The 14,858-nt window shown below is 71.5% G+C and carries 15 protein-coding genes and 1 pseudogene; 9 read left to right on the top strand and 7 right to left on the bottom strand.

The window, feature by feature from the left end; translation table 11 throughout:
• Positions 1–219 precede the first annotated feature (219 nt).
• From AB0F71_RS33745 to dnaA, 5 genes are all read right to left on the bottom strand, one after another.
• Positions 220–759, bottom strand: a complete 540-nt coding sequence (locus tag AB0F71_RS33745; protein ID WP_360242840.1) for a DciA family protein — start codon at positions 757–759, stop codon at positions 220–222.
• A 150-nt stretch (positions 760–909) separates the two neighbouring features.
• The gene (gene recF, locus AB0F71_RS33740; RefSeq protein ID WP_360242837.1) at positions 910–2,043 is read right to left on the bottom strand and encodes a DNA replication/repair protein RecF; all 1,134 of its coding nucleotides are present in this window, start codon (positions 2,041–2,043) and stop codon (positions 910–912) included.
• 89 nt (positions 2,044–2,132) lie between these two features.
• Complete coding sequence (gnd, locus tag AB0F71_RS33735; RefSeq protein WP_360242834.1) at positions 2,133–3,008, bottom strand: phosphogluconate dehydrogenase (NAD(+)-dependent, decarboxylating); 876 nt, start codon at positions 3,006–3,008, stop codon at positions 2,133–2,135.
• A 212-nt stretch (positions 3,009–3,220) separates the two neighbouring features.
• Positions 3,221–4,351: a DNA polymerase III subunit beta gene (gene dnaN, locus AB0F71_RS33730; RefSeq protein WP_360242831.1), complete on the bottom strand. Its 1,131-nt coding sequence runs from the start codon at positions 4,349–4,351 to the stop codon at positions 3,221–3,223.
• 953 nt (positions 4,352–5,304) lie between these two features.
• Positions 5,305–7,104 (bottom strand): chromosomal replication initiator protein DnaA, encoded by a 1,800-nt coding sequence (gene dnaA, locus AB0F71_RS33725; protein WP_360242828.1) that lies wholly within the window; start codon positions 7,102–7,104, stop codon positions 5,305–5,307.
• 355 nt (positions 7,105–7,459) lie between these two features.
• Here dnaA and rpmH point away from each other — a divergent pair, with 355 nt between their 5' ends.
• The 9 genes from rpmH (at position 7,460) to AB0F71_RS33680 (ending at position 14,162) form a co-directional block, all read left to right on the top strand.
• Positions 7,460–7,597, top strand: a complete 138-nt coding sequence (rpmH, locus tag AB0F71_RS33720) for a 50S ribosomal protein L34 (RefSeq protein ID WP_030059672.1) — start codon at positions 7,460–7,462, stop codon at positions 7,595–7,597.
• Between the two features lie 18 nt (positions 7,598–7,615).
• Positions 7,616–8,044: a ribonuclease P protein component gene (rnpA, locus tag AB0F71_RS33715; protein ID WP_360242825.1), complete on the top strand. Its 429-nt coding sequence runs from the start codon at positions 7,616–7,618 to the stop codon at positions 8,042–8,044.
• Entirely contained in the window at positions 8,041–8,355 is a 315-nt protein-coding gene (yidD, locus tag AB0F71_RS33710) for a membrane protein insertion efficiency factor YidD (protein ID WP_316522234.1), read from the top strand. The genes rnpA and yidD overlap by 4 nt, the downstream gene beginning before the upstream one ends.
• A gap of 3 nt (positions 8,356–8,358) precedes the next feature.
• Entirely contained in the window at positions 8,359–9,513 is a 1,155-nt protein-coding gene (gene yidC / locus AB0F71_RS33705) for a membrane protein insertase YidC (protein WP_360242821.1), read from the top strand.
• A gap of 130 nt (positions 9,514–9,643) precedes the next feature.
• Positions 9,644–10,111, top strand: a complete 468-nt coding sequence (locus tag AB0F71_RS33700; protein WP_360242918.1) for a R3H domain-containing nucleic acid-binding protein — start codon at positions 9,644–9,646, stop codon at positions 10,109–10,111.
• 159 nt (positions 10,112–10,270) lie between these two features.
• Complete coding sequence (gene rsmG / locus AB0F71_RS33695) at positions 10,271–11,098, top strand: 16S rRNA (guanine(527)-N(7))-methyltransferase RsmG (RefSeq protein WP_360242817.1); 828 nt, start codon at positions 10,271–10,273, stop codon at positions 11,096–11,098.
• 262 nt (positions 11,099–11,360) lie between these two features.
• Positions 11,361–12,338 carry a ParA family protein gene (locus AB0F71_RS33690; RefSeq protein WP_360242813.1) on the top strand — a complete coding sequence of 326 codons (978 nt, stop codon included), beginning with the start codon at positions 11,361–11,363 and terminating at the stop codon, positions 12,336–12,338.
• On the top strand, positions 12,335–13,411 hold the full coding sequence (locus AB0F71_RS33685; protein WP_360242810.1) for a ParB/RepB/Spo0J family partition protein: 1,077 nt from the start codon (positions 12,335–12,337) through the stop codon (positions 13,409–13,411). Before AB0F71_RS33690 ends, AB0F71_RS33685 begins: the two co-directional genes overlap by 4 nt.
• Before the next feature lie 133 nt (positions 13,412–13,544).
• On the top strand, positions 13,545–14,162 hold the full coding sequence (locus AB0F71_RS33680) for a GNAT family N-acetyltransferase (protein ID WP_360242915.1): 618 nt from the start codon (positions 13,545–13,547) through the stop codon (positions 14,160–14,162).
• A 97-nt stretch (positions 14,163–14,259) separates the two neighbouring features.
• Here AB0F71_RS33680 and trxA read toward each other — a convergent pair whose 3' ends face one another.
• Both trxA and AB0F71_RS33670 read right to left on the bottom strand, forming a co-directional pair.
• Complete coding sequence (gene trxA / locus AB0F71_RS33675) at positions 14,260–14,586, bottom strand: thioredoxin (RefSeq protein WP_360242807.1); 327 nt, start codon at positions 14,584–14,586, stop codon at positions 14,260–14,262.
• Between the two features lie 134 nt (positions 14,587–14,720).
• A pseudogene (locus tag AB0F71_RS33670) lies at positions 14,721–14,858 on the bottom strand (thioredoxin-disulfide reductase); the annotation flags it as partial.

Raw genomic sequence — 14,858 nt, 5'->3', positions numbered from 1 at the left:
ACTCGGTTGCCACTAGCAACAGTGTTTGGCTCTCAGTCTACCGGTACGACTGACAGAGATGGGCGTTTGGCAGCCCTTGAAGGCAGATATGCCGCCCTGAATCCCCTCGGGACGTGTCCCGATACTCGACCCGGGGGCCGGAGGCGCCTGGAAGGGCCGTCAGGGGTTCCGGAAGATCGCGGTCCGATCCCGGCCGGGGCCGATCGCCGCCGGCCGGGCTCAGCCCCAGGTGTCGCCCGGGCCCTTGCTCCCCGGCGCGCGCAGCCGGCCGTAGCCGCGGGCCGGCGCGGCCGGGCCGAGCACCTTGATGGTGCGGACCGTGCCGTGACCCAGCTCGTGGTTCAGACGGGCCACCAACTGCCGTGCCAGCCAGCGCAGTTGGGTGGCCCACGCGGTGGAGTCGCACTGCACGGTGAGCACCGCGGCGGCCTCGTCGTAGGAGGAGGGGTGGCAGTGCGCGGCGATGTCCGGGCCGACGATCTGCGGCCAACGGCCCATCACCCCGCCGACCGCGGCCGAGGACTCCCAGCCGCGCTCGGTCAGCAGCCGGTTCAGCGCCGCCCCCAGCGGCACCGGGTCGCGGCCGTCCGAGCGGGCGCCGCTGCGCAGCCCGTGCCGCTTCGCCTCGCGCTTCTGCTGGACCTGCTCACCGCGCTGACGGGCCTGGGCCCGGGCCGCTCGCAGCGCGGAGCGGGCGAGGTCGGCCCCGGTGGGCTCGGCGGTGCCGGGGCTGGGGGAGGTCTCCGCCGAATCGCTCACGGCGATCTCCTTTCCCCAGCCTGTGGACAACCCGATGAGCCGTCCAGCCTACGGGAGCGCGCGCACGCCGGACGTCGGCACCCGCCGCGGTGCGGGTGCCGACGGCAAGGCTTCGGTTCGGTAAGGGCCGGGCCGGTACGAGTGGGGGGCTCAGGCGTCGATCCGGCGCACGGCGCCGTCGGAGACCGCGAAGCGGGCGCCGGCCAGCGCCTTCGGCACGTCCTCGGCCACCGCCGCGGTCACCAGCACCTGCTCGCCGTCGGCCACCAGCTCGGCCAGCCGGTCCCGGCGGGCGGCGTCCAGCTCGGCGAACACGTCGTCCAGCACCAGCACCGGTTCGCCGCCGTCGGCGCGCAACAGCTCGTACGAGGCCAGCCGCAGCGCCAGCGCGAACGACCAGGACTCGCCGTGGCTGGCGTAGCCCTTGGCCGGCAGCGGGCCCAGCTTGAGCACCAGCTCGTCGCGGTGCGGGCCGACCAGGGTGATCCCCCGCTCGACCTCCTGCTTGCGGACCGCCTGCAACGCCGCGAGCAGCTGTTCCTCGGCCTGCTCCCGGCTGCTCGGCAGCTCGCCCTCGAAGGAGCTGCGGTACTCCAGGACGGTCTCCCCGCCGCCCGGGGCCACCCGGCCGTACGCCGCCGTCACCAGCGGTTGCAGGGCGGCCACCAGCTGGATCCGGAAGGCCGTCAGCTCGGCCCCGGCGCGGGCCAGGTGGCCGTCCCAGACCTCCAGGGTGGACAGGTCGGCCCCCTTGCCGCCGCCGGCCCGGCGGGCCATCGCGGCGGTCTTGAGCAGGGCGTTGCGCTGCTTGAGCACCCGCTCGTAGTCCTGCCGGACCCCGGCCAGCCGGGGCGCCCGGGCGGTCAGCAGCTCGTCCAGGAAGCGCCGGCGCTCACCCGGGTCGCCCTTGACCAGGCTGAGGTCCTCGGGGGCGAACAGCACGGTGCGCAGCAGGCCCAGCACGTCGCGCGGGCGGACGTTGTCGGAGCGGTTGATCCGGGCCCGGTTGGCCTTGCCCGCCGTGAGCTCCAGCTCGATCAGGGTGGAGCGGCCGCGGTCCACCACCGAGGTACGGACGACCGCCCGCTCGGCGCCCAGCCGGATCAGCGGGGCGTCGGTGGCGACCCGGTGGCTGCCCAGGGTGGCGACGTAGCCGATCGCCTCGACCAGGTTGGTCTTGCCCTGGCCGTTGGGCCCGACGAAGGCCGTCACGCCCGGGTCGAGGGGAACCTCGGCCCGGGCGTACGACCGGAAGTCGGCGAGCGACAGGTGCGCGACGTGCATGGCTGTGGACTGCGCCCGCCTTCTGTGTCTGGGGCTACCCGGCCGGGGCTACCCGGGGAACGGCCCCCGGGGCACCGGCCGGTTCTCGGTTACTTGGACTCGACCGCGTGGCCGCCGAACTGGTTGCGCAGCGCGGCGATCATCTTCATCTGCGGCGAGTCGTCCTGGCGGGAGGCGAAGCGGGCGAACAGCGAGGCGGTGATCGCCGGCAGCGGCACGGCGTGGTCGATCGCGGCCTCGACGGTCCAGCGGCCCTCGCCGGAGTCGGCGGCCCAGCCGCGCAGCTTGTCCAGGTGCTCGTCGTCGTCCAGGGCGCGGACGGCCAGGTCCAGCAGCCAGGAGCGGATGACGGTGCCCTCCTGCCAGCTGCGGAAGACCTCGCGCACGTCGGTGACCTCGGGGGCGGCCTCCAGCAGCTCCCAGCCCTCGGCGAAGGCCTGCATCATCGCGTACTCGATGCCGTTGTGGACCATCTTGGCGAAGTGGCCGGCGCCGACCGCGCCCGCGTGCACCGAGCCGAAGTCGCCCTCGGGCTTGAGCGCGTCGAAGACCGGCTGGACCAGGGCGACGTGCTCGGCGTCGCCGCCGTACATCAGCGCGTAGCCGTTCTCCAGGCCCCAGACGCCGCCGGAGACGCCGCAGTCGACGAAGCCGATGCCCTTGGCCGCCAGCGCCTCCGCGTGCTTGATGTCGTCGGTCCAGCGGGAGTTGCCGCCGTCCACCACGACGTCGCCGGGGGAGAGCAGCTCGGCGAGCTCGTCCACGGTCGCCTGGGTCGCGGCACCGGCCGGGACCATCACCCAGACCACGCGCGGGCCCTGGAGCTTGGAGACGAGCTCCTGCAGGGTCTCGACGTCGGAGATCTCCGGGTTGCGGTCGTATCCGATGACGGTGTGGCCGGCGCGGCGGATCCGCTCGCGCATGTTGCCGCCCATCTTGCCGAGACCGATGAGGCCGAGCTCCATGACCAAATCCTTACTGTGGGGACGTGCTGGCGGCGGCGCCGTTGCCGCATCCCCGAGCCTACGCTTCCGGGGCATCCGGACTCCGCGCGGTCGGGCCGACCGGGTCGACGGGGTCGGGACGTCCACAGGCTGTGCACAACGGGTGTGCACAGCCTGTGGGTGACCGGACCGGCCGGGGTCGGCCGGAGCAGATCGCCGGCCGAGGCCGGCCGTCAGCCGGAGAGGCGGACCGGCATGATCAGGTACTGGTAGGCCTTGTCCTCCTCGGCGTCCACCGAGACCTTGCCGCTGAGCAGGGCCGGCTTGGTCGGGGTGGTGAAGCTGAGCTGGGCGAACGGGGAGTCGATGGCCTTGAGGCCCTCCTCCAGGTAGCCCGGGTTGAAGGCGATCGAGATGTCGTCGCCCTCCAGGTCGGCCTCGATCCGCTCGGTGGCCTGGGCGTCGTCGCCCGAGCCGGCCTCCAGGGTCAGCACGCCCTGCTCGAAGTTGAGCCGGACCGGGGTGTTGCGTTCGGCGACCAGCGAGACGCGCTTGAGCGCCTCCAGGAAGGGCTGGGTCTGGATCGCGGCGACCGCGCTGAACTCGGTCGGGAAGAGGCTGCGGAACTTGGGGAACTCGCCCTCCAGCAGCCGGGTGGTGGTGCGGCGGCCGGCGCCCTCGAAGCCGATCAGGCCCTCGCCCGCGCCTCCCGAGGAGAGCGCGATGGAGACGGTGTCGCCGCTGCCCAGGGACTTGGCGATGTCCTGGAGGGTCTTGGCGGGCACCAGGGCGACCGCGGAGATGTCCGACTGCTCGGGCTTCCACAGCAGGTCGCGGACGGCGAAGCGGTAGCGGTCGGTGGCGGCCAGGGTGATCCGGTCGCCCTCGATCTCGACCCGGACGCCGGTGAGCACCGGCAGGGTGTCGTCCCGGCCGGCCGCGACGGCGGCCTGGCTGACCGCGGAGGCGAAGACGTCCCCGGAGACGGTGCCGGTGGCGGTCGGCATCTGGGGCAGCGCCGGGTACTCGTCCACCGGGAGGGTGGGGAGGGTGAAGCGGGAGCTGCCGCAGACCACGCTGACCCGCTGGCCGTCGGTGGAGATCTCCACCGGCCTGTTGGGGAGGTTGCGCGAGATGTCGTTGAGCAGGCGACCGGAGACCAGCACGGTGCCGGCCTCCTCGACGTCCGCCTCCAGCTCGACCCGGGCCGAGACCTCGTAGTCGAAGCCGGACAGCGCCAGGCTGCCCTCCTGCGCGGTCAGCAGCAGGCCGGCCAGCACCGGCACCGGCGGCCGTGCCGGGAGGCTGCGGGCAGCCCAGGCCACCGCCTCCGCGAGGACGTCACGCTCCACCCGGAACTTCACCGGTAACCGCCTCCTGGATCGAGCGCTCCCGCTCGCACTCTGGTTCGTCTGATCTTGATCGTGGGTCCGCCTGTCCGCCGAGCTCTACCACTCCGCTTCCAGTCGCAAAGGACAGTCTGACGTACTCCGCCGACAGACGGGGCAGACGGGCGGAAGCGAGGCCGAACAGATGTCGGGGCGCGGTTGTCCACAGATTTCGGGACCACCCACTTTGAAAGCAGGTTCACGGTCTAACTGTGTAGCGGTAGTAGTAGGGCCTGTGGAAACCGTGGATAACCCTGTTTCCGCAGGTCAGCGCCCGGATTTTGTCCACAGTGGGTGTGGACGGCGGCTGTGGACGGGCAGGCCGCGCTGTGGACAGCCGAGTGTTACCCACAGGGCACGCTGCGTATCCACAGGTTATCCCCAGGACTGTCCCCAGATCCGGGACCGGTTATCCACGGGCCCCGGTCAACTTTACGTGACGCCTTTCACACCAGGGTATGAACGGCTGCCCAAGGTTGTCGAACTGTGGACCCCGCTGTGGACAACCTGGGGATAACAGCCCCCGCCCTGGGGACAACCGGTGGATAACCCGGACGGCCCACTGGTGGCCCGTCAATTGTCCACACCCTGTGGACAACGGTTGTGCACAAGTCCACAGGCACCTGACCTGCGCGGAAGAGCGTAGCGGCGCCGGGCCTGTGGACGAATTCTGGATAACTCCGGACTCCCCGGCCTGTGGACGGCGCGGAAGGGGCCCGGCCTGTGGACAACTGCCGTGTGCGCCCCCGGTTTTCGAATCACCGGGCAGTTGTTCGGCGCGGGCTGTGGACCGGTGGGACGTCCGTCGCGCGGATACCTGCCCGGCGGCGGCCCGGTGCACACCTGTGGATATGGCAAAAGGGCGTCAGGATCGCTCCTGACGCCCTTCCGGGGGTGCTCCGGTCTGCGCCCCAACTCGCGCGGGACGGCTAGCTCTTGATGCGGTTGGTCAGTTCGGTGACCTGGTTGTAGATCGAGCGCCGCTCGGCCATCAGCGAGCGGATCTTCCGGTCCGCGTGCATCACCGTGGTGTGGTCGCGGCCGCCGAACTGGGCGCCGATCTTCGGCAGCGAGAGGTCGGTGAGCTCCCGGCACAGGTACATGGCGATCTGCCGGGCCGTCACCAGCACCCGGCTGCGCGAGGAGCCGCAGAGGTCGTCCACACCGAGGCCGAAGTAGGCGGCGGTCTGCTGCATGATGACCTGCGCGGTGATCTCCGGGCCGGCGTCCTCGTCCCCGCCGGGGATCAGGTCCTTGAGGACGATCCCCGCCAACTCCAGGTCCACCGGCGCCCGGTTGAGGTTGGCGAAGGCGGTCACCCGGATCAGCGCGCCCTCCAACTCCCGGATGTTGCGGGTGATCCGGGACGCGATGAACTCCAACACGTCGGCGGGGGCGTTGAGTTGTTCCTGGATCGCCTTCTTGCGCAGGATCGCGATCCGGGTCTCCAGCTCCGGCGGGGTGACGTCGGTGATCAGGCCCCACTCGAAGCGGTTGCGCAGCCGGTCCTCCAGCGTGGTCAGCAGCTTGGGCGGCCGGTCCGAGGACAGCACGATCTGCTTGTTCGCGTTGTGGAGGGTGTTGAAGGTGTGGAAGAACTCCTCCTGGGTGGACTCCTTGCTCGCCAGGAACTGGATGTCGTCCACCAGCAGGATGTCCATGTCCCGGTAGCGGCGGCGGAAGGTGTCCGCCTTGCCGTCCCGGATCGAGTTGATGAACTCGTTGGTGAACTCCTCCGAGGACACGTAGCGCACCCGGGTGCCCGGGAAGAGGCTGCGCGAGTAGTGCCCGATGGCGTGCAGCAGGTGGGTCTTGCCCAGCCCGGACTCGCCGTAGATGAAGAGCGGGTTGTACGCCTTGGCCGGGGCCTCGGCGACGGCCACCGCCGCCGCGTGGGCGAAGCGGTTGCTGGCGCCGATGACGAAGGTGTCGAACAGGTACTTGGGGTTCAGCCGGGCGGCCGGCTCGTCCTTGCGGGAGCCGCCGGCCGGGGGAGCGCCGGGCGGGGCGGGCACCCCGGGGACGGCGGGGCGCTCGGTCGGCGGCTCCGCGGCCGACTTCTCGGCCGGGCGTCCGCCGGAGGGCCGGGAGCCGTGTCCGCGGCGCCCGGCGCCGGTGCGGGGCTGCTCGCCGGGGCCGGGGCCGTACGCGCCGCCGAAGAGGTCGCCCTGGGTCGTGGCGGGCGGGCTGGGGAGGTGCCGCGGCGCCGGGCGGGGCGAGGGCTCCTCGGGCTCGTGGTACGGCGCCTGCGGCTCCTGGTAACCGGGCCAGGGCTGGGCGGGCTGGCCGCCGCCGTAGGGCGCGGGGCGCTGCTCGTAGCCGCCGGTGTCGTAGCGGGGGCGCTCGTAGTCCTGCTCGTACGGCTGCTGGTAGCCCTGGTCGCCGTAGCCGGAGTCCTCCTCGGCCGGGCCCGGGTAGGGCTCGACGGGGGCCTGGGGGGCCGGCGCGGGGGTGGTGGGCACCGCGTTGGCGTCGACCATCACGGCGATCCGGACGGGTCGGCTGAGCTCGCGGCTGAGCGCGTCGGTCAGCTGGGGCAGCAGCCGGCCCTCCAGCACCTGCTTGGCCCGCTCGTTCGGGGTCGCCAGCAGGGCGGTGTCGTGCATCATCCACATGGGCTGGGTGCGCTGCACCCACTGCTTGTCCATCTCCCCGACATCGGGGTCGTTGACCAGCCGCTCGACGACCCTCGCCCAGACCGGGACGAGGTCGCTGTTGCCATCAGCCACTGGTGCACGCTTTCGAAGAACAAACCAGACAAGTCCTGCAACGGTAGTCAGCGAACAGAGACGGATCAAGTCGTTGTCCACAGGCTGTGGGTAAACGGCGTCCCGAAGCAGCTGGTTTGACCCTCGGCGCCCGTCCCGCGTACCGTAACCAGGTCGAGTTGTCGATGGCCGCTGCCGCATGTCCGCGGGTCCACCCGCTCCATAAGGCGCGCAGCACGGGCGCCGTGGATTGCCTCAGACCCCAGCCGAACTGGGGCGATGGGCCGGATTTCCGAATTCCAGGGAGATCACGCGGACGCACGGTGACGGCCAAGCGACACCCCGTCATCCTACGATTCACCTCAGGAGCCCCCGAGTGAGCAAGCGCACCTTCCAGCCGAACAACCGTCGTCGCGCGAAGACCCACGGCTTCCGGCTGCGGATGCGTACCCGCGCCGGCCGCGCCATCCTGGCTGCCCGCCGTGGCAAGGGCCGCGCCAGCCTGTCCGCCTGATCCGCACCAGAGTCTGTTGTGCTGCCCTCCGAGAATCGGCTGCGGCGGCGCCAGGACTTCGCGACCGCGGTGAAACGCGGTCGTCGGGCCGGCCGGCCCCTTCTGGTCGTCCATCTCAGCAGAGACGGTGACCCGCAGGGGCAGACCGACCGGACCAGCGACTCCCGCCCGCACGTCGCCGAGGGGACTCCTTCGGCGCGTGCGGGTTTCGTCGTGAGCAAGGCCGTTGGCCCGGCGGTCGTCCGCAACCTGGTGAAGCGCCGGTTGCGCCATCTCGTTCGTGATCGTCTGTCCAGGCTGCCCGCCGGTAGCCTGATAGTGGTGCGTGCGCTGCCCCAGGCCGCGACCGCCTCGTACCAGGAGCTGGAACGCGACCTGGACGCGGCGCTCAAGCGGTTGCTGAGGGCCGAGCCCGCCGCCACGGCGCCGACGGGAGCAGGGCGATGAAGTACCTGCTGATGGGTCTGATCAGGGTCTACCAGTGGACGATCAGCCCACTGCTCGGTCCGGTCTGCCGTTACTACCCCTCGTGCTCGCACTACGGCTACGAAGCCGTGAAGGTGCACGGGGCGGTCAAGGGCGGCGGACTGACCGTGTGGCGCATCCTCCGTTGCAACCCCTGGTCACCTGGCGGGGTGGACCACGTACCGCCCCGCAAGCACCCGGTGTGGCACCGCCGGCTGCGTGATCTGCTGAGCCCCAAGAGCGGGACCGCCGAGCCGGAGCCGGTGGCGAAGCCCGATGCCCAAGGAGTCTGACCGGTGACCTTCGGTTTTCTGAGTCCCCTCTACACAGCGGTGTCCTGGATCATCGTCCAGTTCCACGCGCTGTACAGCAACGTCTTCGACCCGGACGGTGGCTGGGCCTGGGGTCTGGCCATCGCGTCGATGGTGGTCGTCATCCGGATCTGCCTGATCCCGCTCTTCGTGAAGCAGATCAAGGCGACCCGGGCCATGCAGGCGATCCAGCCGAAGATGAAGGCCATCCAGGAGCGCTACAAGAACGACCGGCAGCGCCAGTCCGAAGAGATGATGAAGCTGTACAAGGATGCGGGTACCAACCCGTTCTCCAGCTGCCTTCCCATCATCGTGCAGGCGCCCTTCTTCACCGCCCTCTACGGCGTGCTGTCCAACGTCGCCAAGGGCCACGACATCGGCGTGATCCACGGCGGCCTGCTGGTGAGCGCCGGCAAGGCGCACATCTTCGGCGCCCCGCTGTCCGCGACCTTCCTCGGCAGCCCGGAGACCAGCGTCAAGATCGTCACCGCGGTGATGATCGTCATGATGTCGCTGTCGCAGTTCGTCACCCAGCGCCAGCTGATGACCAAGAACGTCGACCTCACGGTCAAGACGCCGTTCATGCAGCAGCAGAAGATGCTGATGTACGTCTTCCCGGTCATGTTCGCCGTGATGGGCATCAACTTCCCGGTCGGTGTCCTGGTCTACTGGCTGACCACCAACGTCTGGTCGATGGGCCAGCAGCTGGTCGTGATCCACAACAACCCGACCCCGGGCAGCAAGGCCTTCGAGGAGCGCCAGGCGCGGCTCAAGAAGGCCGGCCGACTGCGTTCGGACGGTACGGAGATCAAGGGCGCGCTCTGGGGCATGCTGCCCCCGTCCAAGACGGCCATCGCCGAGGCGGCCTCCGCCGCCGCCGTGGTGGAGGAGTCGGTCCGGGCGAGCCGCCAGCAGCCCCGCCGCCAGAGCAAGGCCCAGCGCCAGCAGGCCGGTGCCGGCCAGGCGACCGAGGCGAGCGAGGCCACCCAGGTCGAGCAGGCCGCCGAGGACGCCGTCCCGGCGGACTCCGGCGCCAAGACGACGGCTGCCAAGCAGACCGCGGCCAAGCCCGGCGGCACCAAGCAGGGCACCCGGCAGCAGCCCAAGCGCGGCGGCCAGCGGCCGAAGAAGAAGTCCTGACCCGGCTTCTGCGAAGAGCTTCGTTCCCCGCCCGCCAGCCGGGCCCCATCTCCGAAGGAGTCCATCAGTGACGGAAGGCACCACCTCCGCCGTCGAGGCCGAGGACGTCGCCAGCACCGACGAGAGCGTCATCACCCGCCTGGAGCAGGAGGGCGACATCGCGGCGGACTACCTGGAGGGTCTGCTCGACATCGCGGACCTCGACGGTGACATCGACATGGACGTCGAGGGTGACCGCGCCCTGGTGTCCATCGTCAGCGACGGCAACGACCGCGCGCTGCAGCGCCTGGTCGGCCAGGACGGCGAGGTGCTGGAAGCCCTGCAGGAGCTGACCCGGCTGGCCGTCCACCGGGAGACCGGCGAGCGCAGCCGTCTGATGCTGGACATCGCCGGCTTCCGGGCCCGCAAGCGCGAGGAGCTGGCCGCCCTCGGCGCCAAGGCCGCCGAGCAGGCGAAGAGCAGCGGCGAGCAGGTCAAGCTGCGGCCGATGACGCCCTTCGAGCGCAAGGTCGTCCACGACGCGGTCGCGGCCGCCGGTCTGCGCAGCGAGTCGGAGGGCGAGGAGCCCCAGCGGTGCGTGGTCGTGCTGCCGGCCTGAGGCCGTCGGGACGATGACCGGTCGCCTCGGTGACCGGTGAGTCTTGTCGAACGCGACCCCGTCCGCCTCGTGCGGGCGGGGTCGTTGTTCCTTCTGGGATGTTTCACGTGAAACAGTGCGTTGAGCGGGTCGGTGGATCCGGAGATCGGAGAGGTCGAGATGGACACGGAGAACGCGGCCACCGGCCGTCCGGGGGCGGACGTGAACCCTGACGCGGAGGAGCGGGCCGAGCTGCCCGAGCTGGACGTGTTGGCCGAGGCGCCGGCCGCTGCCCGGGAGGTCTTCGGCGACCGCTTCGACGCCGCCGTCCGCTACACCGAGCTGCTGGCCACGGCGGGCGTCCGGCGCGGGCTGATCGGGCCCCGCGAGGTGCCCCGGCTGTGGGATCGGCACGTCCTGAACTGCGCGGTGCTGGCCGAGCTGCTGCCCACCGGCTCCACCCTGTGCGACGTCGGCTCCGGCGCCGGCCTGCCCGGCATCCCGGTGGCGCTGGCCCGCCCGGACGTCTCGGTGACCCTGCTGGAGCCGCTGCTGCGCCGGACCACCTTCCTGGAGGAGGTCGTCCGGGAGCTGGGGCTGGAGAACGTCACGGTGCTGCGTGGCCGCGCCGAGGAGATGATCGGCAAGCTCGCGGTGGACGTGGTGACGGCCCGGGCCGTGGCACCGCTGGACCGGCTGGCCGGTTGGGGCATGCCGCTGCTGCGCCCGCACGGGCAGATGCTGGCGCTCAAGGGCGACAGCGCCGAGCAGGAGCTGGCCGACTCGCGCGCCGGGCTGGCCAAGCTGGGCGCCGTCGAGTGGACCGTCATCTCGGTCGGCGAGGGCACCCTGGAGACCTCCACCCGGGTGGTGCAGGTCAAGGCGGGGGAGAGCCCCGGCGGGGTGAAGGCCGCGACCAAGCGGGCCAAGGCGGCCCGGGCCGGGCGCAACGCCGGTGCCAAGACCGGTGACCGCGCCCGGGGCGGGCGCCGCCGCGGCACCCGCTGAGGTCCTCGGTTCGGAACGACGGGCGGACGGCTCCCCTCGGAAGGGGGGAACCGTCCGCCCGTCGTCGTTCAGGTGACGGGTGGGCCTCCGGCGGGACACCGGAGTGTCGCAACGTCAGATTTCCGGCATAGCGGGCATGGTGTTTCACGTGAAACGTCGCTCTCTGCTCTCCGACGGTCTCGATTTCCGGCTCCGCCTCGGGCTCGGCCGCTTTCGGGCCGCGACTGTTGCCGCTCCGGTTTCACGTGAAACACTGAGCCCCATGCAGGACTCGGAGACCATCGACCAGATCGATGACACGCCCATCGCACGGGCTGCCCAGGCTGCGGTTCAGGCGATCGGCCGGGCGGGGGAGGGGCTGCCGCGGCCCGCCGCCACCCGGGTGATCGTGGTCGCCAACCAGAAGGGCGGGGTGGGCAAGACCACCACCACCGTGAACATGGCCGCCTCGCTGGCCATGCACGGACTGCGCGTCCTGGTGGTCGACCTCGACCCCCAGGGCAACGCCTCCACCGCCCTCGGCATCGACCACCACGCCGAGGTGCCGTCCATCTACGACGTCCTGGTCGAGGGCAAGCCCCTGGCCGACGTGGTCCAGCCGGTCGTGGACGTCGAGGGGCTCTTCTGCGTCCCCGCCACCATCGACCTGGCCGGCGCCGAGATCGAGCTGGTCTCGCTGGTGGCCCGGGAGAGCCGGCTGCAGCGCGCCATCGCCGCCTACGAGCAGCCGCTGGACTACATCCTGATCGACTGTCCGCCCTCGCTGGGCCTGCTGACCGTCAACGCCCTGGTGGCCGGTCAGGAGGTGCTGATCCCGATCCAGTGCGAGTACTACGCGCTGGAGGGCCTCGGCCAGCTGCTGCGCAACGTCGAGCTGGTGCGCGCCCACCTCAACCCCACGCTGCACGTCTCGACCATCCTGCTCACCATGTACGACGCCCGGACCAGGCTGGCCGCCCAGGTGGCCGAGGAGGTCCGGACCCACTTCCAGGCCGAGGTGCTGAGCACGGCGATCCCGCGCTCGGTCCGCATCTCGGAGGCGCCCAGCTACGGGCAGACGGTGCTGACCTACGACCCGGGCTCCACCGGGGCGCTCTCGTACCTGGAGGCCGCCCGCGAGCTCGCGCTGCGCGCGGTGGGCCAGGGCGGCGGCTCGTCGGTCGGTCAGCAGCGGGACGGCAGCGGTACGGGGCACGGCGCCCCGATGGCACAGCACGGTACGACGGAGGGTCATCAGTGAGTGGTCGCAGGGGTCTGGGACGAGGGCTCGGGGCGCTGATCGGCCCCGCAGTACCGGCCGACGGCGGGGCGGCGCAGCCCGCCGCCGCCACGTCCGCGCCGACCTCGGTGGTGGCGACCGGCACGACGTCACCGGCCTCGGTGCCGGTGCTGTCGGGCGGCCGCGCCACGGTGGCGGCCCGCGCGGCCGTCGGACGGCAGGCGGAGCAGCCGGTGCCGGCGCCGGTGCCCGGTGCCTCCTTCGCCGAGCTTCCGCTGGACGCGATCACCCCCAACCCGCGCCAGCCGCGCGAAGTGTTCGACGAGGACAAGCTGGCCGAGCTGGTGGCCTCCATCAAGGAGGTCGGCCTGCTCCAGCCGATCGTGGTGCGCCAGGTCGCGGCCGAGCGCTACGAGCTGATCATGGGCGAGCGCCGCTGGCGCGCTTCCCGCGAGGCGGGGCTGGAGCGGATCCCGGCGATCGTCCGGGCCACCGAGGACGACAAGCTGCTGCTGGACGCCCTCCTGGAGAACCTCCACCGGGCCGAGCTGAACCCGCTGGAGGAGGCGGCCGCCTACGACCAGCTGATGCGGGACTTCTCCTGCACCCACGAGGAGCTGGCCGACCGGATCGGCCGCTCGCGTCCGCACGTCTCCAACACCCTGCGGCTGCTGAGGCTCCCGGCGTCCGTCCAGCGCCGGCTGGCGGCCGGCACGCTGACGGCCGGGCACGCCCGGGCGCTGCTGCCGCTGACGGATCCCGAGGCGCAGGAGAAGCTGGCCGCGCGGATCATCGCCGAGGGCCTCACGGTGCGCAACGTCGAGGAGCTCGTCGTCCTGCTGCGCTCGGAGGAGCCGAAGGGGGAGAAGCGCCAGGCGCCGAAGGCGGGCAGGATCATCTCCCCGGCGTTCAACGACCTGGCGAGCCGGCTGTCGGACCGCTTCGACACCCGGGTCAAGGTCGAGGTGTCGCAGCGTGGCGGGAAGCTGGGCAAGGGCAAGGTGGTGCTGGAGTTCGGTTCGGTCGAGGACCTGAACCGGATCCTGGACAGCATGGCCCCGGGCGAGGACGGTCTGCGGCTGTCGCAGGGCTGAGCCGGTCGGCCGGACCGGGGGCGACGACCCGATGGGTGCATGTGCCACGTGAGCGCTGTTTCACGTGAAACATGCACCCATCGGCGTTGGTGGGGGCATGCTCGACCGTGAAAGGGAGGAGGAGGTGCGGGCCATGGGACGCCGGATCGCTCCGCTGACGCTGGACAACCTCGCGGACCTGCCGACGGGCTGCCGTTCCTGCGTGTTCTGGGAGCTGGACCCGGTCAGCGCGAAGGAGGCGGTGGAGTCGGGGAAGCCGGAGCTGGAGAAGGAGGGGTGGATCTCCGCGGTGCTGCTGGAGTGGGGGTCCTGCGGTCGGATCGTCTACGTGGACGACCGGCCGGCCGGCTTCGTGCTCTACGCGCCGCCCGCGTACGTCCCCCGCTCGCAGTCCTTCCCGACCAGCCCGGTCGCGCCGGACGCCGTTCAGCTGATGGTCAGCCGGGTCCTGCCGGGCTACCAGCGCCAGGGGCTGGGCCGGGTGCTGGTGCAGACCGTCGCCAAGGACCTGCTGGGGCGCGGGGTGCGGGCGATCGAGGCCTTCGGCTGGGCGGGCCGGGTGCCCACCAGCTGCGTGCTGCCGGCCGACCACCTGCTCGCGGTCGGCTTCAAGACCGTACGGCCGCACCCGCGCTACCCGAGGCTGCGGCTGGAGGCGCGCACCACGCTCTCCTGGCGCGGCGACGTGGAGGGGGCGCTGGAGCGGCTGCTCGGCGGCGCGCGGAAGGAGCCGGCCCTGCGGCCGTTCTGAGCGGTACGACGACGGCGGCGGGGCTCCCCTCGAAGGGGAGCCCCGCCGCCGTCGGTCCCGGTTGACCGGGAGAGTGACCGGGAGGCCTGGAAGAGGCCTAGAACAGGCCGTCCAGCTCGCGCAGCAGCGCGGCCTTCGGACGGGCACCGGTGATCTGCTTCACCGGCTGGCCGCCCTTGAAGAGGATCAGGGTCGGGATCGAGATCACGTTGTACTCGGCGGCGGTCACCTGGTTGGCGTCCACGTCGAGCTTGGCGACGGTCAGCTTCTCGCCGTGCTCGGCCGCGATCTCCTCCAGGAGCGGGGCGACCTGGCGGCACGGGCCGCACCAGGTGGCCCAGAAGTCGACCAGGACGGGCTTGTCGCTCTCCAGGACGTCGGTCTTGAAGGTCGTGTCGGTGACGGTGGTGGTGGCGCCGGCCACGGGGACTCCTCGGGTTAGGACGGAGGGGGCTGCTGCCAGGTGAACAACGGGCGGGCCCGTTCTGTTTCTGCCTGGCCGGGGCGGGGGTGTTTCACGTGGAACACCCCCGCGGGGTTCGGTCGGTTGCGGGGAGGTCAGACCGCGACGGCGGTCTTGTTCTCGGCGTCGTCCAGGGCGGCCAGGTAGCGCTCGGCGTCCAGCGCGGCGGAGCAGCCGGTGCCGGCGGCGGTGATGGCCTGGCGGTAGGTGTGGTCGACGACGTCGCCGGCGCC

Origin of the sequence: Kitasatospora sp. NPDC028055, from assembly GCF_040637885.1 — a bacterium.
In the GTDB taxonomy this organism is placed as follows: domain Bacteria; phylum Actinomycetota; class Actinomycetes; order Streptomycetales; family Streptomycetaceae; genus Kitasatospora.
This window is presented reverse-complemented; position numbering and strand designations above follow the sequence as displayed.

Bases quoted from the DNA above. Each gene is read 5' to 3' on its own strand.
- AB0F71_RS33690 (WP_360242813.1), top strand. From the start codon at position 11,361: ATGCAGGACTCGGAGACCATCGACCAGATCGATGACACGCCCATCGCA.
- gnd (WP_360242834.1), bottom strand. From the start codon at position 3,008: ATGGAGCTCGGCCTCATCGGTCTCGGCAAGATGGGCGGCAACATGCGC.
- AB0F71_RS33680 (WP_360242915.1), top strand. From the start codon at position 13,545: ATGGGACGCCGGATCGCTCCGCTGACGCTGGACAACCTCGCGGACCTG.
- recF (WP_360242837.1), bottom strand. From the start codon at position 2,043: ATGCACGTCGCGCACCTGTCGCTCGCCGACTTCCGGTCGTACGCCCGG.
- rsmG (WP_360242817.1), top strand. From the start codon at position 10,271: ATGGACACGGAGAACGCGGCCACCGGCCGTCCGGGGGCGGACGTGAAC.
- yidD (WP_316522234.1), top strand. From the start codon at position 8,041: ATGAAGTACCTGCTGATGGGTCTGATCAGGGTCTACCAGTGGACGATC.